Below are 23,151 nucleotides of genomic sequence, written 5' to 3' on the forward strand. Positions count from 1 at the left end.
TTATGCAAATTGGTAATACAACTTCAATTTTAGGTACAACTTCGCAAAATAACTCTATAAATATTGATGAAAATAGCTCTTCAAGTAATGAATTTGGCGTACTATTAGAAAATAAAACTAAAGAACAAAAAAAAACAGAAGAAGAATCTTTAAGAAAACAACTTTTAGATGAGTTAAATTTTGTTGCAAAAACTGGCTTTACTAAAGAAGAGTTAGAAGAAATCAAAAAAATCTTAGAAGAATTAGCAAAACAAAGAGCTGAATCGGGTCAAACAGCACAAACTCCAGAAGAATACATAAAAAATCTAAAAGCTGATTTACAATATGCTGTAGAAAAAGTAACTGGCAAAAGAATGGATTTTAATGAAGATATGTTAAGTAATTTTGTTAATTCTCAAAATAGTTCAAGTCAAGTTTTAGCAACAACATCAACAGATGAAGAGTTAAGATTAATCGGTGACTTAAAACAGAAAAAATAGAAATTTTTCTATTTTTTCCTCCAAATACTCATCAATAAAGTTTTATTATCATAGTTTTTATTTTTCATTTTTATAAAAGATGAAACTTCTATCTTATCAAGTAATTCAAATTTCAAAAATAGATTATTTTCATTTATATGCTCATTAAACCAATTATGTGAACTTAAAAATACAAAAAAACCATTTTTGTTTATTCGTCTTGAAACATCTTCTAAAAACTTTTTAGGATAATATAGTTTATCAATTAAACTAGAATAAAATATTAAATCAAAATCTTTATAAATCTCTTTTAAATTACAAGCATCTCCTTGCATAAAAGACACTTTATCTTTTACTTTTTCTAAATCAAAATCTTTCAAAGAGATAGCTCTTTCTTCAAAAGTTTTATCTTCTTTTTTTATTTTATAATTTACGAAATCATAAAGTTTCAGTTTCACCCCAATATTTATATAATTTGCACTAAAATCTATTCCTAATACTTCATCATATATTTTTGCTAATTCAAAGCTAGTTCGTCCAACACAACAACCCAAATCTAAAGCTTTTGAGTTTTTCAAATCTTTTAAATATGGTCTTATTAAATCCACATAATTTGTATATAAATTGTCTTTTCCATAATATAAATCACAATATGAAGATATTGATTCATCACTTTCATAAAAGTTGTTGTTTAATTGTGTTTTATACTCATTTGATGATTTAACATATCTAAATCCAGCATGTTGGAAAAAGTGTTTTCTAAATGCATATCTTGCACTTCTTAAAGTTTCATTTCCTAAACTAATAAAAGAACCACCTTTTATAAGTGCATGCCTATCATCAAATGTTGGAGTTGTAAAATCATCATAGATTGGATGTGTTACAAAACCATCAAAAGGATAAATTGGAGTTAAACTCCACTGCCAAACATTTCCAGCAACATCGTAAAAATCATCAAACTTATATTTGTCAACCCTACTTTGATTAAACTGTTTTAAACCAATATTTGCTTCTTTATTTTGTGCATCTACAAAATCATAAAGTCTATAATACTCATCTTCACTTGGAAGTCGCACTTCAAAACCTAACTTTTGACTTTTATATTTACAAAAAGCTTCAGCTTCATAAAAATTTACATCAACTGGATAATTAAGAGGAAGAGGAACAACTTTATTTATCTCTCTTAGAAAGTACTCTTCCTCTTTTTTTATCCAAAATGTTGGATATTTTGCATTTGTATAAATTAACCAGTTTTTCCCTTCTGTTGAAAAGAATTCAGGATTATTATAACCACCCTCTTTTACAAACTCCAAAAACTCTCCATTTGAAACCAAATATTTTGAAGCTTGAAAATCTTTTATAAAAGCTTTGTGATTTGAAAATTCATTATCCCAACCATAAAATATTGGATTATTTCTATCTTTTTGAAGTAAAACTTGCGCACCTTTTACATCAAGAAGTTCATTTTTTGGATATTCGTTTGAAGCTTCATTTGAATACTCAAATATCTCATCTTTTATTAGATATTTAATATCAAGTTCTCGAAGTAAAACTGAACTTGTTTCTATATGAATATTTTCATGTTCTATTCCCATCAAAATAATCCACATAGCACAATCCCAATTTATAGGAAGTGAAAACTCTATATTTTCAATCAAATCTAAAACTATCTCTTTTACTTTACTTCTATACTCTTTTATCTCTTCAAAAGTTGGCCATTTGTAATTACTAGAGTTCAAATCATCCCAACTCATTTCATCAACACCAATTGCAAATATTGATTCAAAATCCTTATTTAATCTATTTTCTAAAATATTTGCTAAAACTAATTTATTTATAAAAAATGTTGCAGTATGTCCATAATAAAATATAAGTGGATGTCTAAGTTTATTTGGTTGCTGATACAAAAACTCTTTATCTTTTAATAAATCAAAAAGTTTTTCATCTAATTGATAAGTTTGTAAAAACTGTTTTTTAATCTCAGCTCTTTTTTCTTCAATTGTACCAGTACTTAAATTTACACTATTTTTTATATAGTTCATTTTTTTCCTTTTATGCTCTTAATAAAACTAATTTATCTAAAAATTCTAATTTTTTAAGTTTATTATTTTTTGCAAACTCTTTGTATATATTTAATAGTTGTTTCAACTCTGAATCTTGCAAATTTATAATACAATTTTGTAATTTTTCAATTATACTCTTTGAATCAATTTCTAATAAACTTCTTGCAATATAATTTTCAATTAAAACCATTCCTAATCTTTTTATAGATTTTGTCTCTTCTAAAATATCCAAAGCTTCATTCGTTACTTTTAAAACCTCTAAACACTCTTTTTCATCATAAGAATTTAGTATTTTATATAAAATATTCAAAGCAAAATTATGTAAAACAACTGGCATTTCATCTCTATCACCAACTGATTCTTTTAAAACTACACCTAATTTTCCTAAATTTATAGCTTTATTTATAGTTTCATCATCTTTTTTTGTTTGTAAAATATATTTAAATCTATATGATATTGCCATATTTACAAATGTTGCTCCATACTCAAAAGCACCAAGAGCTGGGATTGCTAAACATTTTTGATAAAAAGTTATTGCTTCATCATAGTTTTCTTCCCATTCACAAAGATTTGCTTTTAAGTTATAAAAATGCCATAACCATAAAGGTTCATTATCTTCATTATGAGAGAAAAGTAATTCTTCCAATTTTTTTAAAGATTCTAATGCTTCAATTTTTAGTTTTTCATCTCTTTGAGAGATTATTATAAAAGCTGCTTTTCTTTGATAATATCTTATTTCAATATCTGATGGTTTTTCATTTTTTCCTAAATTTAACTCTTTTGGTAAAGTATTATAAGCAAGTTCAAATTTTCCCATTCTTTCATATAAAGATGAGATATTTAAAATGTATTTATTTGGATTTATCTCATATAAATATTGATTTAAAAGGATTGCTTGTTCAAAATATCCACTTCTTTCAAATAAAAATGCCAAATCATTTAAACTAGAAATTGAAATCTTTCTATAATAAGATTTATTTGAACTTTCAAAACTATTTATATCACGAGAATCAAACATATTTCCAGCTATATCAAACCAATAATCATTTATTAACTCATATTGCTGTTTTTCTTTTATAGAACTTATAAACTTTTCTAAAACTTTAATAACTCTTTTTTCATCTAAAACTAAATCTTTTACATAATAATATAAAATAAGAAGAGAAATAGGATTTTCAAACCTTAAAACACAATCTTCAAGATGATTTCTTAAATATTGAGATAACTCTTTTCTTTGAGTATTTAACTCTTTTAAATTTACATTTTGTGTAAAAAAGACTTGTAAAGATTTCTCTTGAGCTAAAAAATTAAAGTCTTGAAAACTTCTATTTATAAAGCTTTGGAAACCAAAACTTAGCTGATTTTGTTCATTTGCTTTTATAAAGTTTTTTCCACAATATTCAAAAAGTTCTAAAGAGATAAAAACCTTTTTTTCTTTACTTTTTACCATAAAAGTAGAACAAATTTGAAGTAAAGAGTAAAAATTCAACTCTTTTTGAGATAATAAAATCTCCAAATCAGAACTATTTGTAGTTATTGGATTTTTAATAATTTTTATATTTGTAACTCCAAAATTTTTTAAATATTTTTCAATATTTTCAACTTTGTCATTTCTAACATAAAAATATATATTTGAAAATTTACTTAAAAGAATTGTCGTAAAAGTACTCCAAAGCCACTCTTTTTCATTTTGTAAATCAAAATTATATAGATGAATTTCCATATCTTTATCAAAATTTGAATATGCAAGTTTTAATCTTTTTGCTTTTCTAACTTCTTTATTAAACCAAGAAGTAATAAAATTTTTAAACTCACTTCCTTCTGCATCTAAAATTTTTGGCATAAAAAGTAATGAAAGAAATAAAAAAATAACAAAAGAAAAAGATATATAATCTTTAAAATCAAAGCTTGTTGGAGTCTCAAGTATAACTTTTTTCAAAAAATCTTCATAAATAGAGATAGTTAAAAGAGCTATTAAAATAACTAAAACTGAACTAATAGATATGATTAAAGGAATAAATCTTTTATTTAAAAAATATAAAAATGTTTTATTTTTACCAATAAACATATTTATATCTTCTTCAAATTTATCCAAAGTATCACCTTCACAATAAGTTATGTGTAAAGAGTTATTTTCTTTAAAAAGTGAACTATTTTCTTTTTTATCTCTTTTTTTATTTGATAATCTTGAAGTAGAAATAAAACAATTATTAATTTGATTCATTGTGATTTTTTGCCTCTCTTGCAGCTTTATTTTGAATTGGATCTGTAAAACTATAATCACCATCTTTTGAAGGAAATGGAAAATTATTTAAAGTTTCTTTAAAATTTTCTTTAAATTCTTCATCGTAGTTTTTCAAAGCTTCATTTACAATTTGAATATATTTTTTTGGAATAAAAGTATTAACATCTCCTACTTTTCCTATTTTTTCTTCTTTTGTTGTCATAAAAGCTATCAAATCTTCTTGTGCATTTTGACTTAAAACATCTTCTTTTTCTATTTTTATACAACTATAATTTTTTTCTCTTAATTTCAAAATTTCTAACTCTTCTTGTGTAATCTTTATCATTACACCATATAAAATAGCATCCTTTTTTTCTTGAATATTTAGAAAAACACCATTTACTTCCATATTATCTTCAAATTTTATATTTTCAAGTGCATTCCAAACTCTTTTAAACCCTTTAATTTTTACAGGGATTAAATCTTTTTGAGTTAAAACTCTTTTAAAAGATTTTTGAGCACTAGCTAAATTTATTAATGAACCAAAACCAAATAAATACATAAATTAATCCTTTATTTTATAAAAATAATATATTATCTCATTTAGACTTTAATTTTTAAAGGATTTATAATATGAAACTCTTACTTAATATATCTATTCTTTCTTTGATTTTTTTATTTAGTGGTTGTGCTTCAAAAATCACTATAAAAGCTTTACAATCTTCAAAAATAGAAAAAGAAAAAATCAACAGTATAAAAGTAGAAAGATTTAGAAATGATGATATAAATCAAACAGAAAGTCTTGCAAATAAAATAGCAAACAAAGTAGTTGATAATAAAAGAGTTTTTACTTTAAAAAATGATATTTTTGGAACAGATGCGATATTAACAGGAGAAGTTTTACAATCATCAGCAACTTATAATGTATATTATAGAAATGAAGTTGATTTTTCAAGATGTAGATATTATAGATATGATGAAAGAACAAGAGTAAAACAGTGTATGGAGTATTATATAAGATATATTCCTTGTGAAGCAAAAGAATATAATGTAACAACAGCTATAACTTTAATAAAACCAATAAACAATCAAATAATTTTTTCAAAAACTTATAGTACAAATACAAGTGATAATGTTTGTTATGATAGATATTTTTATGATTATCCTTATATGCCAGCACATTTAACCGCACATAGTGATAAATTTAGAGTAAATTCACAATTAGCAGACTCTATATCAAATGCTATTTTAGATGATATTTCTCCTCATTATATCTATTTTGATGTAGAAATTATGGAAGAATTAAATGATAATCCAATTTACACAAAAACTCAAAAACAAAGATTTGAAGATAGTGTAGCTCTTATGGAAAAAGGAAATTTAGATTTAGCAAAATACAATTTAGAAAGTTTAAATCAAGAACTACAAGGAAAAAGTTTTGAAGTTTTATACAATCTAGCTTTGATTTTTGAAGCAACAAATAATCTTCAAATAGCAAATAATCTTTACAACCAAGCAAGAACTCTTACATTTAACGTAAAAGATTTAGATTTAATCAATTATGGAATAAGCAGAACTAATTTAAACTTAGAAGAGAAAATAAAAGCTAAATCTCAACTTCCATAAATAGGGACAAAATCCCTATTTAACAACTTTTAACCAATATTTTTGTATATTAAATTTTTATTATAAATATTAAAAATTTTTAACCAAAAGGTAATTTAGTGGCTATAAGTAAATTTGACTATACAAAAATCTCTGATGATTGTGTAAAATGTGGAAAATGTAAACCAGTATGTACAATTTTCAATATAAATCAAGATGAAGCAACAAGCCCGAGAGGATTTATCGACCTACTTGGAGCATACAAAAGAGATGAATTAGAATTAGATAAAAATGCAAAAGATATATTTGAATCATGTTTTTTATGTACAAACTGTGTTGAAGTTTGTCCAAATGATTTACCAACAGATATGATTATTGAGCAAGTAAGAAGTGATATTGCTAAAAAATATGGTATTGCTTGGTATAAAAGGCTGTTCTTTTTTCTTTTAAGACATAGAAAAACTATGGACTTTTTATCAAAATTAGGTTGGGTTTTCCAAACTTGTGCTTTAAAATTAGATTCTGCAAAACAATCGGCACTTCCACGATTTTCTTTACCAATAGTAAAAAAAGGAAGAGCCTTACCTTATGCGGATAAAAGAAGCTTTTTAAATAAATATCCAGAAAATATTCCTGCAATAAAAAAATCTATTGAAGAAAATAAAAAAGGAAAAGTTGCTATTTTTATAGGTTGTATGAGTAACTATACTTATACAAATACTGGTGATAGTTTAGTAAAAATTCTAAAAAAATTAAATTTAGATATAACAATTCCAAAAAAACAACTCTGTTGTGGAGCACCTGCATATTTTACAGGTGCTTTTGATACAGTTGATTATTTAGTAAAAGAGAATATTAAATATTTTGAAACATGGATAGATGAAGTTGATGCTGTTATTATTCCAGAAGCTACATGTAGTGCTATGATAAATAAAGATTGGGAACACTATTTACATGATCAACCAGAATGGAAAGAAAGAGCTGTTAAATTATCGAAAAAAATATTTTTAGCAACAAAATGGCTTGAAAATAATACTGAATTAAAAGAGTTACTTGCTAAAAGTGGTAAAAAATTCGACCAAATGGTAACCTACCATGACCCATGCCATGCTAAAAAAATGCAAGGTGTATGGAAAGAACCAAGAGAACTTTTAAAACAAAACTATGTACTAAAAGAAATGAGTGACTCAAATAGATGCTGTGGATTTGGTGGAGTTACTATGCAAACTGAAAAATATGAGTTTTCTAAAGCAGCAGGTGCACCAAAAGCAGCGATGATTAGAGATACAAAAGCACAAATAGTAAGTGCTGAATGTAGCGCATGTAGAATGCAAATAACAAACTCTTTATATTTAGCAAATGTTGATGTAGAGTTTAAAAACCCTATTGAGTTAATAGCTCAAGCTTTAGAGGATTAAAAATATGGAATTTTGGCAAAATATATACTCGCATTTTAATCCTGTTGCTTTCAACTTAGGTTCTATTGCTGTTCACTGGTATGGAATAATGTATGCATTAGCACTTCTTAGTGCTATTTTTGTTGCAAAGTGGTTTATAAAACATGACAAATTAGCAATTTCTAATGATTTATTTGATTCATATATTTGGTGGGCAGAAATTGGAGTAATTTTAGGAGCTAGACTTGGTTATGTACTATTTTATGATAGTCATACAATGTATTATATAACTCATCCTTGGCAAATATTCAACCCTTATATAAATGGAGTTTATGCAGGAATATCTGGAATGAGTTACCATGGAGCATTTTTTGGATTTATAATTGCTTCATATTTATTTTGTAGAAAAAACAAAGTCTCTTTTTGGTTTATAACTGATATTGCCGTACTTGGTGTTAGTGCTGCATATATATTTGGAAGACTTGGAAATTTTTTCAACCAAGAACTAATAGGAAGAGTTACAGATGTTCCTTGGGGAATTTATGTAGGAGGCGTTTTACGACATCCTTCTCAAATTTATGAAGCAATACTTGAAGGGTTATTTGTATTCTTAATTTTAGCATTTTATAGAAAAAGAAAAACTTTTGATGGACAATTAGCTCTTATGTACGGGATATTATATGCAATAGCTAGAATTATTGCAGAATTCTTTAGACAACCAGATAGTCAATTAGGTTTTTTAGTTGGAGAATGGTTAACGATGGGGATTTTACAGTCCCTTATAATATTAATTATTTGTGTAGGTTTTTATGTAGTTAGAAGAAAGATAATAATTAAAAATTAATTATTTACCTTTCTTTAGAACTATTTTATAAAACTTAGCGTTTGATATATCGCTTAAAAACTTAGGTTCAACTTCGTGCAAAGCTATAATATCAACAAAAAACTCACCTTCCAAAAGCCAACCTTTCCCAGTATCTTCAAGGGTTTTGGATTCAAACAAATATATTAGTTCCTCTTTTGAAACGATAAGTTCTTCCATATTTTTTTATAAAATACTATTCATACTTAAAGGCTAGTCACCTTTATAAATATCAATAGTATATCCTTTACTAGAATGATTTTTAATTATTTCGTAATAAGTTTTTTGTCTTATTTTATTTACAATATTTCTCATAGTATAAATAGACATCTCTTTACCTTTCCATACTATATCTTTAATCATATCATAATCTGTAACTTCATTTCTTCTTGCTATTAAAAGTTTTAAAAATGATTTTTCAAGTCTTGTGAAATCAATTACTGTTCCACCTTTTTTAAAGAACTGATCTCTATATTCATCAAAATAAATACCTTGATCAAACTCGATTTTATCAACTCTTTTCATTTGGTTAAGACACATTAAAATAGCTAGTTTCAAATCTATTACTTTTAAAGGTTTAGCTAAAAATGTATATGCTTCTAAATTTATAGCTGTTGTAACTTTATCATCGCTATCAGAACTAGAAATAACTATTTTTGGTAATACTACTAATTTTGAAGATAATTCAGCAAAAGAACTATCATCTAAATCAATATCAACAATAGCTAAATCATAATTGTTTGTAAGAGAAAGTTTTAAAGCTTCCTCATAGCTTGAAGCAAACTTTACTTCTTTAAAATGTTCTACAAAATCATCTTTTATACTATCTTTAGCTGATGAATCATCGCTTAAAAATATTATTTTTGTGTTATATAATTTTCTTATATTCTTCATTATTTTTGACATCTTTTACTCTTTATATAATAATTTTAATTGTCAAATAATAACAAAAAAACTTTTAATTGTCAAAAAAAAATTTATTTTAAATCTTTCCAAGAGCTACCAACGCTCAATGACACCTTTAGAGGAACATTTAATTTATAAATATTTTCCATTATATTTTTAATACTAAATGTTATTTCTTCAACAAATTCATCTTTTACTTCAAAAACAAGTTCATCGTGGATTTGTAAAAGTAACTTAATATTTTCATTATCTTTATATTTTTGATAAATATTTATCATAGCAAGTTTTATTAAATCAGCAGCACTTCCTTGAAATAAAGTATTTACAGCTTCTCTTAAATATGCAGCTTTCATCATAGCATTTGCTGAATTGAAATCAAATAATCTTTTTCTATTTAATAAAGTTTTTACATAACCATTTATATGTGCAAAATCTTCAATAGATTTTAAATAATCTTTTACACTTTTAAAAGCTTCAAAATATGAATCAATATATTGTTTTGCTTCTTTTGAAGGAATTCCTAAAGTTTCACCAAGTTTTTTGCTTCCCATTCCATACAATAATCCAAAATTTATAGATTTAGCAATACCTCTTTTTTCTTTTGCATTTTCTTCACCAAATATTTTAACAGCTGTTTGGTAGTGTATATCTAAATCATTTTCAAAAGCTTCTACTAAAGCTTTATCTTGACTAAAATGTGCTAAAAGCCTTAATTCAATTTGAGAATAATCAACTGCAACAAGTTTATAACCATCTTTTGGTATAAAAGCTTTTCGAATTTGTATAGTTGAATCACTTTTTGTAGGAATATTTTGTAAGTTTGGATTTTTTGAACTTAATCTTCCTGTTGCTGTTCCTGTATGTAAAAAAGATGTATGAATTCGATTATCATCACTTTTTGAACCAAGTTCTAAAAGTGGTTCAATATATGTTGATTGTAGTTTATAAGCCTCTCTATATTGTAAAAGTAAAGGTATAACTTCATGCTCATTTATCAAACCATTTAATACAGCTTCGTCTGTACTATATCCTGTTTTTGTTTTTTTAGCAGTTGGTAAACCTAAAGTTTCAAATAAAAGAGCTCCTAATTGTTTTGGTGAATTTATATTAAACTCAACTCCACTTGTTTGATAAATTTTTGCTGTCAATTCATTTATATTTTTATTGCTTAACTCTTTATACTCTTTTAATAAATTAACATCAACTTTTATTCCATTCATTTCCATATTTGCTAAAACATATATAAAATCAAACTCTACTTCGAAAGCAAGATTTAAAATCTCTTCTTCCTCTTTTTCTTTAAAGATTTCTAACTGTTTTTTAAATAATCTTAAAGTCATTAAAGCATCTTCAGCTGCATATTCACAAGCTCTTTCTATATCTACATTTGAAAAATTCTCACCTTTTTTTACAACATCTGTAAAACTTATCATTTTATGGTCAAAATATTTATCAATTTGATAATCAAGCCCTACTTTTTCATTAGTATTTAAAAGCCAAGATAAAATCATTGTATCAGCATAAAGTCTTAATTCGATATCAAAATTGTTTTTAATAATTTCATAATCATATTTAAAATTTTGAAGAACTAATTTGTATCTATTTAATTGAATAATTGCATTTTTTGCAGCTTCTAAAGAAATTTGATTTCCAACTCCCAAATATACATGCCCTATTGGTACATAATAAGCCTTATTTTCTTCATAAGCAAAAGAGAAACCAACAAGTTTTGCATTTTTTACATCTAAATCAGAAGTTTCAGTATCAAAAGATACTATAGCATCTCTTGGAATTGTGTTTATTGCCATAGATAAACTATTTTCATTATTAAGTAATATATACTCGATTTTTTCTTCTTTTTTTACTTGTTGTAAAGGTATTTGAGTTTGGTATCCCATACCATCTTTATTTATTCTATCAAGAACTCTAGCCATATCATATTGAAGTAAAATATCACTAATTCTTAAAATAGGATTTTCTATTGGTAAAATAAACTCTTCTAAATTATCAATATAATGGCAATCATTCATTAAAGTTACAAGTTTTTTTGACAAAATTGCATTTTCTTTTCCTTCAATCAATAACTCTTTTGTTCGTTTTTTCTCAATATTGTCTATATTTGCATAAATATTTTCTAAAGTACCAAACTCTTTGATTAAAGATTCAGCAGTTTTTGCACCTACTCCTTTAACTCCAGGAATATTATCAGCTGTATCACCTAATAAAGATTGATAATCTGTAAATTGAGAAGGTTTTACTCCATATTTTTCTATACATTTTTCTTCATTTATAATAACTTTTTTTGTTGGATCGAATAAATAAACACTATTTGCATCATCAATTAATTGATATAAATCTTTATCATGAGAAACAATTCTTACTTCTAAACCTTTTTGTTTAGCGTCATTTGCAATAGATGCAACCATATCATCAGCTTCATAACCAGTTCTAATTGCTGTTTTAAATCCCATCTTTTCTATCCAAGAAATAGCAATAGGAAGTTGAGTTAGTAAATCTTCAGGAGCTTCAGGTCTTTGTGCTTTGTATTGACTATAAAGTTTATTTCTAAATGTTTCACCTTTTGCATCAAGTGCAAAAACTATATAATCAGTTTCAAAATCTTTTCCAATATTTGATATAAAATTTATAAAACCTGTTAATAAACCTGTTGGAAAACCGTCTCTTGATTTTAAAGGAGGTAAAGCAAAATAACTTCTAAATAAAAAGCCAAAAGTATCAATAATAGTGATTGTTTTTTTCATAATCTTCTTTCAATGTGAGTTTAGAGATTTTATAATATAATAAACTCATTTAAATAAAGACTAAAATAAGAGCTGGAATGTACATAAAAACTCAAAGATTGTTAATACGCAATTTTAAAACTGATGATTTAAACGATGTTTTTAATATATATAAAGACGATGAAACTTGTAAATACTTACTTCACGATGCTTGGAATGAAAATAATAAAAATCAAGAATTCAAATTAAAATTATCAAAAGCTAATTTAGAAAAAGATTATGCTCTCAATTTAGCTTGTGTTTTGGATAATGTAGTAATTGGTGATATAAATATTTGGCATACTCAAATGAAAGACAGTGTTGAAATCGGATATACTTTTAATCCAAAGTACAGTAACAATGGCTATGCAACAGAAGCTTTAAAAGCTATAGTTGAATACCTTTTAACGCAAAAAGGCATTCATCGAATACAAGCAAATATGGATGCAAGAAATTTATCATCTGCCAAACTTTGTGAAAAAATTGGAATGAGAAAAGAAGCACATTTTATAAAAGATTTTTGGAATAAAAATGAATGGACAGATAGTTTTATATATGGAATGTTAATTTCAGATTTAAAATCATATAATTAAGGTTAATAAAAGGGGACGGAATATGATAATTATACCTGCAAGACTAAACTCAAGTCGCTTTGCTAATAAAATTATGGTTGATATTTTAGGTTTACCTATGGTAATAAAAACTGCAAAACAAGTTAGTAACTTAGATAAAGTCGTAATTGCAACAGATAGTTTAGAAGTTATAGATTTAGCTTCACAATATGGATTTGACGCTGTTTTAACTTCAACTGCACATAATAGTGGAACAGACAGAATAAATGAATCTGCAAATATTTTAAATTTAAGTGAAGATGAAATTATAGTAAATGTACAAGCTGATGAACCTTTTATAGAACCAGAAGTTGTACAAGCCGTAATAAACAGAGTAAAACAAATAAAAGATTCAAATGAAGATATAATGATAACTTCTTGTTTTAAAGAGATAACTTCAGAATTAGCAGATGATCCAAATCATGTAAAAGTAATCTTAGATGAACTTTCAAATGCTATATATTTTTCAAGAGCTAAAATCCCATACCATAGAGACCATCACAAAGATGCATCATATTTTGGACATTTAGGAATTTATGGTTTTACAAAAAAATCATTAAATGATTTTTGTAAATTAAATTCTTCAAAGTTAGAAAATATTGAAAAACTAGAGCAATTAAGAGCCATTGATAATGGAAAAAAAATTGCAATGGTAAAAGTTACTTCAAAATCTTTTGGTATTGATACACAAGAAGATTTAAATCGAGCTATCAAGCTTTTTTCAAATGAAAGATAACAGATGAATTGTGATGTTTTTGTCATTAATGAAAATTTGAAATTCGATGAATTAAAAAAAGATTTTTCTAATAGACTTAAAGACATAAATATTCACATATTTTCAACTTTTAATAATATTCTTGATGAAATTGATTCTGTTGATATAATAATAGTTAATTTTGATCTGTTTGAAAAGTTTGAAAAAATAAAAAAATTTCTTAAAAATAGCGTAGAAATAATATATATTTCAAATAATGATAAAATAAAAGTTTTAAGAAATGGTATAAATATCAATTATATTTACATTGATAATAACGACAAATTAGTTTCAATAATTGAAAATTCTTTAAGCAAAAAAGATTTAAAAGAAGAGATAATAAAAGAAGATTTTTATGAATCTTTTATAAATAATATTAATTGTCCAATCTTTGTAATATCAAAAAATAATCTAATATTTTCAAATAATCATTTTTACAAACTTTTAGATATTTGTTCTATAGAAGAATTAAATAAAAAATATAAAAGTATAAATAATCTGTTTGAAATTGAGAAAGATTGTATTACAAATTTAGATGAAATTACTGAAAATTCAAAAGTTTGTATAAAAGATGTTTATCAAAATAAAAAGTTTTTTTCTATACAAAAAATTTTTCTATCTACAAAAGATATAAATATTATCATTTTAACAGATATTTCTCATGTTATAGAACATAGAATTGAACTACAAAAACTTCTTTATATTGATAATCTAACAAAACTTCCAAATAGAACAAAATTAATAGAAGATTTACAAAATAATATATTACATATAAAAGCAATTGCATTATTTAATATCAACTCTTTTAAAGAAATAAATGATTTTTTTGGACACAAAGTTGGAGATATTATTTTAAATGATGTCTCAAAATTAATCTCTCAAATAATAGAAAATGATAATAAACTAAAACTATATAAATTTCCAGGAGATATATATTGTATATCAACAACTGATGAATCTAAAGAAAATTTTATAGAATTAGTTAAAAAAATACTCGAATCAATAGATAAAAATGTTTTAATTTATGAGCATAATGAAATATATATAAGAATGTGTGCTGGAATATCTTTTTCTGATAAAAACAATAAACTAATCACTGCTGATATTGCACTACAAGGTGCAAAAAAAGACCATAAAGATTATTTAGTATTTTTTGAAAAACTTGATAAACTTCATGAATATGAAAACAATATGCTTTGGACAAAAAAACTAAAGACTGCTTTTTTAAATGACAAAATAACAGTATATTTTCAACCAATTATAGATAATAAAACTTTAAAAGTTGACAAATATGAGTGCTTAGTAAGACTCATTGATGAAGAAGGAAAAGTTATCTCACCATTTTTCTTTTTAGAAGTAGCAAAAAAATCAGGGCAGTATTCAAAACTTACAAGAACTGTTATAAAAAAATCTTTTGAAACATTTGAAAATTTGCCATTTGAGTTTTCATTAAATATCTCTTATAAAGATATAATAGAACCTGATTTTTTAGAATTTATAAAAACAATGTTAAATAAACATAAAGTTACAAATAGAGTTGTTTTTGAAATTTTAGAAGATGAAAGTATCAAAAATTATGATTTATTGATCAACTTTATAGAAGAGATAAAAACTTTAGGTTGTAAAGTTGCAATTGATGATTTTGGAACAGGATATTCAAATTTTGAACATCTTTTAAAAATGAATGTTAATTATTTGAAAATTGATGCTTCTTTGATAAAAAACATTACAAAAGATGAAAACTCTCGCAAAATAACAAAAACTATAGTCGAATTTGCAAAAAGCCTAAATTTAAAAACTATCGCAGAATTTGTAGAAAATAAAGAGATTTTTGATATGGCAAAAGATTTAGGAGTTGATTATTCTCAAGGTTATTATTTTTCTGCACCAATTGAAAAACCAAATATAAATGAATTTTAGAAAAGAGTAGTTTAAAAATTAAAACTCTTTCCTAAATAGTGTTTTCTAACTTCTGGGTTATTTTTTATCTCTGTGCTTGTTCCACTTGCAAGTAAACTTCCTGCTTTCATAACATATGCTCTATCACAAATCTCTAAAGTTTCTCTTACATTATGGTCAGTTATTAAAACCCCAATATTTATTTTTGTTAATTGGTGAATTATCTCTTGTATATCTTTAACAGCGATTGGATCAACTCCAGCAAAAGGTTCATCTAAAAGTAGAAATTTAGGTTTAGAAACTAATGCTCTTGCAATTTCTGTTCTTCTTCTCTCACCTCCAGATAAAGAAACTCCTTTTCTTTGACGAATAGGTTCAATATTAAATAATTCTAATAACTCTTCAACTCTTTTTTGTTGTTCATCTTTATCTTCAGTGATAATTTCAGCAGCAAGCATAAGATTGTCTTCTACTGATAAATCTTTGAAGATAGAAGATTCTTGAGGTAAATATCCTATCCCTTTTAATGCTCTTTTATGTAATGGATATTCTGTTATATCTTTATCATCAAAATATACAGTTCCACTTGTAGGTTTTACTAAGCCACAAACTGTATAAAAAGTTGTTGTTTTTCCTGCTCCATTTGGTCCTAGAAGTCCAACAATCTCACCTGATTTTACTTCAAGGGAAACACCATTTAAAATTTGTGTTTTTTTGATAGTTTTTGTAATATCTTTTATTTCTAATTTATGCATCTATTGTATACAACCTTTTATCATCATTTTTTCTAATTTCAACTAATACAACTTGAAATCCATAATCTTTTAAAATATCTTCTAACTTTTCATCGCCCCACTCTACAAAATGTACACCTTCAGCTTCAAACTCTTCTATCATTCCAAGACAAATGAATTGTTGTAAAGTCTTATTATAAACATCATAATGGAAAATATTATTTGAGTAAACTGCTTGTATAGAAAAAGTAGGAGATGTAACTAAATCATCTAATCCCAAAGATTTTACATAATGTTTAACAAGAGTTGTTTTCCCACTAGCTAAATCACCTCTTAAAATTACAACACAATTTTTATTATTAATAACTTTTTTTAATTCATCAACTACAACATCGACACTATCTAAGTCTAATTCAAATTCTTTTTTCAATTTTTTTACCTTAACTTAACTGCTTTGATACTTTTATAATCTGCCCAAGTTTATTTTGTGCAGCACCACTAATAATCGCCTCTTTTGCCATATCTATACCATCTTTAAAATCTCTTGCTTTTTCATCAACTATAAGTGCTGCTGCTGCATTTAACAATACAATATCAAGCTTAGCACCAACGATTTTTTTAGATAAAATATCTCTTGTTAATTTAGCATTAAATTCTGGACCTTCTCCAACAATATCTTCTTTACTTGATAATGGTATTCCATAATTTTCAGGATTTATCTCAATATCCGTAATTTTCCCGTTTAACAGAAGTGTTGCATGAGTAATATCAGAAACCGATATCTCATCCATTCCATCATTTGAAGATAATATCATAGCTCTTTTGCTATCAAGAATATCTAAAGCAGCTGCGATTTTATTTATGTAACTTTTATCAAATACTCCAATTACTTGTTTTTCTACACCAGCAGGATTTGATAAAGGTCCAACTATATTCATAATCGTTCTATGAGGGATTGTTTTTCTAACGGGAGTTATATATTTCATTGCGGGATGATGATTTGCAGCAAACATAAAAGCAAATCCTGTCTCTTCTAACATTTTTGCTGTATTTTCCAAACTCAAATTCAGATTCATACCTAAAGCTTCTAGCATATCTGCGCTTCCACTTTTGCTTGTAACACTTCTATTTCCATGTTTTGCAACATAACAACCACAAGCACTAAGTAGTATAGAAACTGTACTTGAAATATTAAAACTATAACTTTTATCTCCACCTGTTCCAACAACATCTATTGATTTTTGTCTTAACTCTTCTGAAATTGGAAGTGGAATAAGATGCTCTCTCATAGCGCTAGCTGCTCCTGCTAACTGAGATGCTGTTTCTCCTACTTCATAAAGATTTAATAAATATTCTCTTATTTCCTCTTGCGAAAGTTTGTTTTCAAAAATATCATCAAACTTTAGCTTTGTTTCATTAAACATTCTTAGTTTATCCTTTATAACAATAGTAAATTGATTAGCCAACTTATCTTGACTAATTATAATACAAATATATCTACTAGATTATACAATATATGAACTTCTATATTACTTTTTTGATATTCCTGCAATATTTTACTAAAAATAAATATTATCAAATTTATTCAAATATGATATTTGTTATTGTAGAATCACTTTTTAAATAAGGACATATATGATTATATTAGATAAATCAATAAGAGAACAATTCAGCATTTTTTGTAAAACAAATAATATAACAGATATGCAAATAGCAATAAAATATTTTACGATATTTGGTGGACTTGATATACAAATAGATACAACAAAATCTATAATAGAACTAATAGAAAAACATATTTTAAACAATTACAATCATTTTAGAAGCGAAATAAATCGTTTAACAGGTGGTTATCATGTTGATAGTGCGATTCTTACAGGAATAGCACTAGGAGATAGAAAAACAACAAATGCTTTTAAAAGAGCTCATGTAAGCTTTGAAGAAGGTATGAAATGCGTAGAATCACTTTGTGAAAAAGAGATTATAGAAATTGACTCTTCACAAAATTTTCTTTTAGGTAAAAGAAATGATTCTAAAACACCAAAAAAATTAATCTTTACAAATCCATTTGTTAGATTTTGGTTTGGATTTATTTCTCCTATTTATAAAGGAATAAAAGAGGGAAATTATGAAGAATTTAAAATAAAATTTGAAGGAAGAGAGTCTGATTTTAGCGATTTTATATTCGAAGAATTAGCTTTATCTTTTGTAAAAAATACATTTGTTGAAGATAAAATCAAACAACATGGTCAATACTGGAATGAAAAAATCCAAATTCCTATAGTTGCAAAAACAACTTCAGATAAAACAATAATTGGATTTTGTAAATATACAGATAATAAAATGAAAAAAAGTGAATTAAACAAATTTTTAGAAGATTGTAAAAAAGAAGATATATCTGCTGATATCATAGTTATTTTTACTAAAAATGGATATTCAACAGAATTAAAAACTCTAAAAAGTGAGACTTTAAAACTATTTAATGTTAAAAGTTTGAAAGCTTTGGTTCAATAGTACAAAAACTTAATTTAGTTTTTGTACATATTCATCTATTTTTGATTTTGGTGTTGATTTTGTAGATGGTATTTGTAAAATTTTAAATTTTTCACTTTTTTCAAGATATTTTATCTCTATAATATCTCCAACTTTTACCTCTTTAGCTTTTTTTACAGCTTGGTCATTTAAAAATACTACTTTATGTTCAAGCATATCTTCAGCAACTGCTCTTCGTTTAGTAATATTAACTGCGTTTAAAAATTTATCTATTCTCATAAGATAGATTATAACTAAAACTGTTTTAATAGATATTTAGATAAAATCGCAAATTAAAATAACCAAAAATAGGATATGTTTATGAGTAAAAAAGATATAAAAAAAGTTGTTCTTGCATATAGTGGAGGTTTAGATACTTCTATTATTTTAAAATGGCTTCAAGATGAATATAATGCAGAAGTTATCACTTTTACAGCTGATTTAGGACAAGGTGAAGAAGTTGAACCTGCAAGACAAAAAGCTATTGCTTGTGGAATAAAACCTGAAAATGTTTTTATTTTAGATATTAAAGAAGAGTTTGTTAAAGATTATGTTTTCCCAATGTTTAGAGCAAATGCTATTTATGAAGGTGAATATCTTTTAGGAACTTCTATTGCAAGACCATTAATTGCTAAAAAACTTGTAGAAATTGCAAATCAAAAAGGTGCAGAAGCAGTAAGTCATGGAGCAACAGGAAAAGGAAATGACCAAGTAAGATTTGAACTTGGAGCATTAGCTTTAAATCCAGATTTAAAAGTTATTGCACCTTGGAGAGAGTGGACTTTAAATTCAAGAGAAAGTTTACTTGAATATGCTAAAAAAAATGGAATTGAAATATCACAAAAACATGTTGATGAAAATGGAAATCCAAAAATCAGCCCATATTCTATGGATGCAAATTTACTTCACATCTCTTATGAAGGTTTACACTTAGAAAATCCAGCAAATGAACCAGAAGAATCAATGTGGTTATGGACAAATTCTCCAGAACAAGCACCTGATGAAGCTGAATATATTACTATTGGATATAAAAATGGAGACCCTATTTCTATAAATGGAAAAGAGTTATCACCAGCAACTTTACTTAAAACTTTAAATGATTATGGAAATAAACATGGAATTGGAAGAGTTGATATTGTTGAAAACAGATATGTTGGTATGAAAGCTCGTGGTTGTTATGAAACTCCAGGTGGAACAATTATGTTAAAAGCTCATAGAGCAATAGAGTCTTTAACACTAGATAGAGAAGCTGCACATTTAAAAGATGAATTAATGCCAAGATATGCAAAACTAATTTATCAAGGATATTGGTTCTCACCAGAAAGAGAAATGCTTCAAGCTGCTATTGATGCAACTCAAAAAAATGTAGAAGGAACTGTTAGATTAAAACTTTATAAAGGAAATGTAACTGTTGTAGGAAGAGAATCAAGTAAATCTCTTTATGATGATGCTTATTCAACTTTTGAAAAAGATGAAGTTTATAACCAAAAAGATGCAGAAGGATTTATCAGACTTAACGCTCTAAGATTTATCATTGCAGGTAAAAAAAACAATAAAAAATAATCACACTTCAAGCTAAGGTTTAAAACCTTAGCTTTTTTATTTTCTACATATTTTTATAAATATTTATTAACTCATTTTTATCTATTTTATGATTTGCATTATATGAAAACTCATCTAAAATAATAATATCTGATGGAACCATATAATATGGAAGATTTTTTGAAATATCTTTTTTTAACTTTTCAATATCTAAATCATTTTTACTAACAATAAATGAGATAAGTTTTACTACTTCATTTCCTCTTTTTAGAGGAATTGTAATAGCTTCTTCTATAAACTCATTATTTGTAAGTTCTTTATCAATTTCACCTAATTCTATTCTGAACCCATGAAGTTTTATAAGTTCATCTTTTCTATTTGCAAAAAAGAGTAAGTTATCTTCAAAATATCCAAAATCTCCAGTTCTAAAACTTCTTTTTTCATATTTCTTTTCAAATTTCTGTTTATTTAACTCTTCATTATTGAAATATCCAATAGATACATTATCTCCAACTATTTCCATTTCACCTATATTTTCACTATCAATATCTAATAGATTTATAACTGTTCCAGGTTTTACATAACCAACAGGTAAACTCTTAGAATATTTTTCTAAAATTTCTGGCGTTATTTCTACTATTGTCGTAGCAACAGTAGCTTCAGTTGGACCATAAGTATTTAAAACTTTTGAATTTGGAAAATTGTTTTTTATTCTTTTTACAGTAGTTGATGGTAAAACTTCTCCACAAAATAAAAATGTTTTTAAACTTTTTATATTATCTTCCACAAATTCACTTGAAAGCAATAATTTACTAATAAATGATGGTGTTGAAACCCAAACATTACAAGCATATTTTTTTAATCTTTCAAAATATTCAAGATGATTTTCTATTGTATCTTTACTATTTAAAACAATAGTTCCACCAAAACTTAAAAATCCAACTAACTCATAAACTGATAAGTCAAAACTAAAAGGAGCTTGATTCATAAAAACACTATTTTGAGGTAATCCAAAATCATTATTTAACCAATTTTGGAAATCTAAAATAGCATTTTGTGTTATTTGTACACCTTTTGGTTCACCAGTACTTCCTGATGTAAAAATTATATAAATAATTGGGTCATCTAAAAAGTATGTTGTAGAAAGATTTTTTTCATCAAAATCTATTTTATTTTCTATAATATCAATAATTATAGATGATTTTACAATTCCAAATATTTTATCAACTCTCTCTTTTGGATAAATAGTATCAATAGGAATATATGGATATCCCAAACTCATACAAGCAACCATACTTACTATGAATTCTACTTCTTTATGCCCATAAATAATAACTGGATGACCTTTAGGAAGATTATATTTTAAAAGTTTTTCTTTGAAAAGTTCTACTTCACTTTTAAATTCATTCCAAGTTAAATCTTTATTACTTCCACAAACTGCTAATTTTTGACCATCTTTTTCACACTCAACAAAATCTAAAAGTTTAAAATCAAATCTCATAATGGAACCCTCCCACTAAAAAAATATAAAGCAAAAACTGCACCATTTATCATCAAAAACCTTTTTAAATTTATACTTATAATTTCAGGGAAAAATGAAAAATAGTCATATCCTCCTTTTTTTACATATAAAACATAAGCATTGTGAATACTTGAATAAATCCCAAATAAAAAACCACTAAAAATAAAATACCAAGTTAAACCATTCCACATTCCCATAAGTAAAAAAGTACAAGTTATTGCTATATTTTGTAGAAGCAATTTTCTATTTTTCAAATATGGATATTTATGAAGATATTTATATAAAGGTTTAAAGAAATAATCTGTCAACCAAGTTCCTAAAGTAATATGAAATCTTCTCCAGAAATCTTGAGGATTTGGTGCAAGATATGGATGATTAAAGTTCATTGGGATAAAAATACCTATCATAAAACTCAAACCTACTGCCATCGCACTATATCCAGCAAAATCAAAAAATAGATATGTTGTGTATGAATAAGCACTATTTGCCATATCAAGAAAATTTGTACTATTTTCATCAATTTTTGCTAGCCAATACATAGCTACTAATTGTGCGATTACAAACTTAAATAAAACTCCAACGATTAAAATATCCCAACCTTTACCAACATTTTGTAAAGTTAAATTTTCATAACCTTTTTTCAAATCTTCTTGAAATCTATATGACCTATCAATTGGACCTGCTAAAAGTGTTGTTGGAAAAAGTAAAAAAGATGTAAACTCCATAAAAGATAGTTTTCCATAATTTTGACTATCAACAATCGCTTGAATTGTTCTAAATGTAATATATGAAATACCAATAATTTTGAAGATTGGATCAATATCTAATTTATGCAAAATCATAGGAAAAGCAATAACAATCATAGGAAAAATAGTTTCTTGATAGTTGTTTGATACAAAAATCAGATAAATTATATAAACATATAAAAGTAAAAGAAAAAGTTTATAAGAATCTGGTATACAAATAGATATATAAATAACAACTGACAAAAATATAACTGTTTTATACGAAATAAATCTTTTTAAAATATTTTTAAATAAATGTAAAAAAAGAATAAAAATGAAACTTATGGCAAAAAAGCCTATTCCTGAAAAAGGTAAAAAATCTTCCACTAAAATTCCTCATAGACAAATTCAACATCAGATTCAACATCATTTCCTATTAAATCACTTATATTTGCATCCATTAAAATATGCAAAAGACCAACTATTAAAAATAAATATATAAAAAAGATTTTTAAAAAATATTTCAATCAAACTACC

Annotated in this window: 22 protein-coding genes; 9 read left to right on the top strand and 13 right to left on the bottom strand. The window is 25.5% G+C overall.

Going from position 1 to position 23,151, the window contains the following annotated elements:
* Positions 1-2 precede the first annotated feature (2 nt).
* Positions 3-479 carry a hypothetical protein gene (locus CKV87_RS06295; protein ID WP_012012937.1) on the top strand — a complete coding sequence of 159 codons (477 nt, stop codon included), beginning with the start codon at positions 3-5 and terminating at the stop codon, positions 477-479.
* A gap of 8 nt (positions 480-487) precedes the next feature.
* On the opposite strand, the gene ovoA is transcribed toward CKV87_RS06295, so the two are convergent.
* Genes ovoA through CKV87_RS06310 form a run of 3 tightly spaced genes read right to left on the bottom strand, consistent with a single transcriptional unit; the run spans position 488 to position 5,307 of the window.
* Positions 488-2,500, bottom strand: a complete 2,013-nt coding sequence (ovoA, locus tag CKV87_RS06300) for a 5-histidylcysteine sulfoxide synthase (RefSeq protein WP_012012938.1) — start codon at positions 2,498-2,500, stop codon at positions 488-490.
* 10 nt (positions 2,501-2,510) lie between these two features.
* Entirely contained in the window at positions 2,511-4,745 is a 2,235-nt protein-coding gene (locus tag CKV87_RS06305; protein ID WP_012012939.1) for a hypothetical protein, read from the bottom strand.
* The gene (locus tag CKV87_RS06310; protein WP_012012940.1) at positions 4,732-5,307 is read right to left on the bottom strand and encodes a gamma-glutamylcyclotransferase; all 576 of its coding nucleotides are present in this window, start codon (positions 5,305-5,307) and stop codon (positions 4,732-4,734) included. The genes CKV87_RS06305 and CKV87_RS06310 overlap by 14 nt, the downstream gene beginning before the upstream one ends.
* 71 nt (positions 5,308-5,378) lie before the next feature.
* Here CKV87_RS06310 and CKV87_RS06315 point away from each other — a divergent pair, with 71 nt between their 5' ends.
* The 3 genes from CKV87_RS06315 to lgt all read left to right on the top strand — a co-directional run bounded on the left by CKV87_RS06315 (position 5,379) and on the right by lgt (position 8,591).
* On the top strand, positions 5,379-6,371 hold the full coding sequence (locus tag CKV87_RS06315; protein ID WP_012012941.1) for a hypothetical protein: 993 nt from the start codon (positions 5,379-5,381) through the stop codon (positions 6,369-6,371).
* Positions 6,372-6,469: 98 nt separating this feature from the next.
* Complete coding sequence (locus CKV87_RS06320) at positions 6,470-7,768, top strand: (Fe-S)-binding protein (protein ID WP_012012942.1); 1,299 nt, start codon at positions 6,470-6,472, stop codon at positions 7,766-7,768.
* 4 nt (positions 7,769-7,772) lie between these two features.
* Positions 7,773-8,591 (top strand): prolipoprotein diacylglyceryl transferase, encoded by an 819-nt coding sequence (gene lgt, locus CKV87_RS06325; RefSeq protein ID WP_012012943.1) that lies wholly within the window; start codon positions 7,773-7,775, stop codon positions 8,589-8,591.
* Here the strand turns inward: lgt and CKV87_RS06330 are convergent, their stop codons facing one another.
* The 3 genes from CKV87_RS06330 to polA form a co-directional block, all read right to left on the bottom strand.
* On the bottom strand, positions 8,592-8,789 hold the full coding sequence (locus CKV87_RS06330; RefSeq protein WP_004509513.1) for a hypothetical protein: 198 nt from the start codon (positions 8,787-8,789) through the stop codon (positions 8,592-8,594).
* Between the two features lie 33 nt (positions 8,790-8,822).
* Positions 8,823-9,515 carry a response regulator transcription factor gene (locus tag CKV87_RS06335; RefSeq protein ID WP_012012944.1) on the bottom strand — a complete coding sequence of 231 codons (693 nt, stop codon included), beginning with the start codon at positions 9,513-9,515 and terminating at the stop codon, positions 8,823-8,825.
* A gap of 71 nt (positions 9,516-9,586) precedes the next feature.
* On the bottom strand, positions 9,587-12,277 hold the full coding sequence (polA, locus tag CKV87_RS06340; protein WP_012012945.1) for a DNA polymerase I: 2,691 nt from the start codon (positions 12,275-12,277) through the stop codon (positions 9,587-9,589).
* 77 nt (positions 12,278-12,354) lie between these two features.
* On the opposite strand from polA, the gene CKV87_RS06345 reads away from it, so the two are divergent.
* Genes CKV87_RS06345 through CKV87_RS06355 form a run of 3 tightly spaced genes read left to right on the top strand, consistent with a single transcriptional unit; the run spans position 12,355 to position 15,580 of the window.
* Entirely contained in the window at positions 12,355-12,888 is a 534-nt protein-coding gene (locus CKV87_RS06345) for a GNAT family N-acetyltransferase (protein ID WP_012012946.1), read from the top strand.
* A 22-nt stretch (positions 12,889-12,910) separates the two neighbouring features.
* On the top strand, positions 12,911-13,642 hold the full coding sequence (gene kdsB / locus CKV87_RS06350; protein WP_012012947.1) for a 3-deoxy-manno-octulosonate cytidylyltransferase: 732 nt from the start codon (positions 12,911-12,913) through the stop codon (positions 13,640-13,642).
* Between the two features lie 3 nt (positions 13,643-13,645).
* A complete protein-coding gene (locus CKV87_RS06355; protein WP_012012948.1) occupies positions 13,646-15,580 on the top strand; it encodes an EAL domain-containing protein in 1,935 nt (644 codons plus the stop codon).
* 11 nt (positions 15,581-15,591) lie between these two features.
* On the opposite strand, the gene lptB is transcribed toward CKV87_RS06355, so the two are convergent.
* From lptB to trpD, 3 genes are read right to left on the bottom strand one after another with little or no spacing between them, the layout of a single operon-like run.
* Positions 15,592-16,314, bottom strand: a complete 723-nt coding sequence (gene lptB, locus CKV87_RS06360; RefSeq protein WP_004509521.1) for an LPS export ABC transporter ATP-binding protein — start codon at positions 16,312-16,314, stop codon at positions 15,592-15,594.
* Positions 16,307-16,723 (bottom strand): tRNA (adenosine(37)-N6)-threonylcarbamoyltransferase complex ATPase subunit type 1 TsaE, encoded by a 417-nt coding sequence (gene tsaE, locus CKV87_RS06365; RefSeq protein WP_012012949.1) that lies wholly within the window; start codon positions 16,721-16,723, stop codon positions 16,307-16,309. Before tsaE ends, lptB begins: the two co-directional genes overlap by 8 nt.
* Positions 16,724-16,733: 10 nt before the next feature.
* Positions 16,734-17,717, bottom strand: a complete 984-nt coding sequence (gene trpD, locus CKV87_RS06370; RefSeq protein ID WP_012012950.1) for an anthranilate phosphoribosyltransferase — start codon at positions 17,715-17,717, stop codon at positions 16,734-16,736.
* A gap of 211 nt (positions 17,718-17,928) precedes the next feature.
* On the opposite strand from trpD, the gene CKV87_RS06375 reads away from it, so the two are divergent.
* The gene (locus tag CKV87_RS06375) at positions 17,929-18,807 is read left to right on the top strand and encodes a DUF234 domain-containing protein (protein WP_012012951.1); all 879 of its coding nucleotides are present in this window, start codon (positions 17,929-17,931) and stop codon (positions 18,805-18,807) included.
* A gap of 9 nt (positions 18,808-18,816) precedes the next feature.
* Here the strand turns inward: CKV87_RS06375 and CKV87_RS06380 are convergent, their stop codons facing one another.
* Positions 18,817-19,065, bottom strand: coding sequence for a S4 domain-containing protein (locus CKV87_RS06380; RefSeq protein ID WP_004509525.1), 249 nt, complete (start codon positions 19,063-19,065; stop codon positions 18,817-18,819).
* Between the two features lie 81 nt (positions 19,066-19,146).
* Between CKV87_RS06380 and CKV87_RS06385 the strand changes: the two genes are divergently transcribed.
* Positions 19,147-20,388 carry an argininosuccinate synthase gene (locus CKV87_RS06385; protein ID WP_012012952.1) on the top strand — a complete coding sequence of 414 codons (1,242 nt, stop codon included), beginning with the start codon at positions 19,147-19,149 and terminating at the stop codon, positions 20,386-20,388.
* A 43-nt stretch (positions 20,389-20,431) separates the two neighbouring features.
* Here the strand turns inward: CKV87_RS06385 and CKV87_RS06390 are convergent, their stop codons facing one another.
* The 3 genes from CKV87_RS06390 to CKV87_RS11705 are packed head-to-tail and all read right to left on the bottom strand — an operon-like array spanning position 20,432 to position 23,141.
* The gene (locus tag CKV87_RS06390; protein WP_012012953.1) at positions 20,432-21,868 is read right to left on the bottom strand and encodes an AMP-binding protein; all 1,437 of its coding nucleotides are present in this window, start codon (positions 21,866-21,868) and stop codon (positions 20,432-20,434) included.
* A complete protein-coding gene (locus CKV87_RS06395; RefSeq protein ID WP_012012954.1) occupies positions 21,865-23,001 on the bottom strand; it encodes an MBOAT family O-acyltransferase in 1,137 nt (378 codons plus the stop codon). Before CKV87_RS06395 ends, CKV87_RS06390 begins: the two co-directional genes overlap by 4 nt.
* Positions 23,001-23,141: a hypothetical protein gene (locus CKV87_RS11705; protein ID WP_012012955.1), complete on the bottom strand. Its 141-nt coding sequence runs from the start codon at positions 23,139-23,141 to the stop codon at positions 23,001-23,003. The genes CKV87_RS06395 and CKV87_RS11705 overlap by 1 nt, the downstream gene beginning before the upstream one ends.
* Between the last annotated feature and the right edge of the window lie 10 nt (positions 23,142-23,151).

Origin of the sequence: Aliarcobacter butzleri (genome assembly GCF_900187115.1) — a bacterium.
Lineage (GTDB): Bacteria > Campylobacterota > Campylobacteria > Campylobacterales > Arcobacteraceae > Aliarcobacter > Aliarcobacter butzleri.

Excerpts from the sequence above, each read along its gene's own strand:
- CKV87_RS06295 (WP_012012937.1), top strand. The coding sequence starts at position 3 with ATGCAAATTGGTAATACAACTTCAATTTTAGGTACAACTTCGCAAAAT.
- ovoA (WP_012012938.1), bottom strand. The coding sequence starts at position 2,500 with ATGAACTATATAAAAAATAGTGTAAATTTAAGTACTGGTACAATTGAA.
- CKV87_RS06305 (WP_012012939.1), bottom strand. The coding sequence starts at position 4,745 with ATGAATCAAATTAATAATTGTTTTATTTCTACTTCAAGATTATCAAAT.
- CKV87_RS06310 (WP_012012940.1), bottom strand. The coding sequence starts at position 5,307 with ATGTATTTATTTGGTTTTGGTTCATTAATAAATTTAGCTAGTGCTCAA.
- CKV87_RS06315 (WP_012012941.1), top strand. The coding sequence starts at position 5,379 with ATGAAACTCTTACTTAATATATCTATTCTTTCTTTGATTTTTTTATTT.
- lgt (WP_012012943.1), top strand. The coding sequence starts at position 7,773 with ATGGAATTTTGGCAAAATATATACTCGCATTTTAATCCTGTTGCTTTC.
- CKV87_RS06330 (WP_004509513.1), bottom strand. The coding sequence starts at position 8,789 with ATGGAAGAACTTATCGTTTCAAAAGAGGAACTAATATATTTGTTTGAA.
- CKV87_RS06335 (WP_012012944.1), bottom strand. The coding sequence starts at position 9,515 with ATGTCAAAAATAATGAAGAATATAAGAAAATTATATAACACAAAAATA.
- polA (WP_012012945.1), bottom strand. The coding sequence starts at position 12,277 with ATGAAAAAAACAATCACTATTATTGATACTTTTGGCTTTTTATTTAGA.
- CKV87_RS06345 (WP_012012946.1), top strand. The coding sequence starts at position 12,355 with ATGTACATAAAAACTCAAAGATTGTTAATACGCAATTTTAAAACTGAT.
- kdsB (WP_012012947.1), top strand. The coding sequence starts at position 12,911 with ATGATAATTATACCTGCAAGACTAAACTCAAGTCGCTTTGCTAATAAA.
- CKV87_RS06355 (WP_012012948.1), top strand. The coding sequence starts at position 13,646 with ATGAATTGTGATGTTTTTGTCATTAATGAAAATTTGAAATTCGATGAA.
- lptB (WP_004509521.1), bottom strand. The coding sequence starts at position 16,314 with ATGCATAAATTAGAAATAAAAGATATTACAAAAACTATCAAAAAAACA.
- trpD (WP_012012950.1), bottom strand. The coding sequence starts at position 17,717 with ATGTTTAATGAAACAAAGCTAAAGTTTGATGATATTTTTGAAAACAAA.
- CKV87_RS06375 (WP_012012951.1), top strand. The coding sequence starts at position 17,929 with ATGATTATATTAGATAAATCAATAAGAGAACAATTCAGCATTTTTTGT.
- CKV87_RS06380 (WP_004509525.1), bottom strand. The coding sequence starts at position 19,065 with ATGAGAATAGATAAATTTTTAAACGCAGTTAATATTACTAAACGAAGA.
- CKV87_RS06385 (WP_012012952.1), top strand. The coding sequence starts at position 19,147 with ATGAGTAAAAAAGATATAAAAAAAGTTGTTCTTGCATATAGTGGAGGT.
- CKV87_RS06390 (WP_012012953.1), bottom strand. The coding sequence starts at position 21,868 with ATGAGATTTGATTTTAAACTTTTAGATTTTGTTGAGTGTGAAAAAGAT.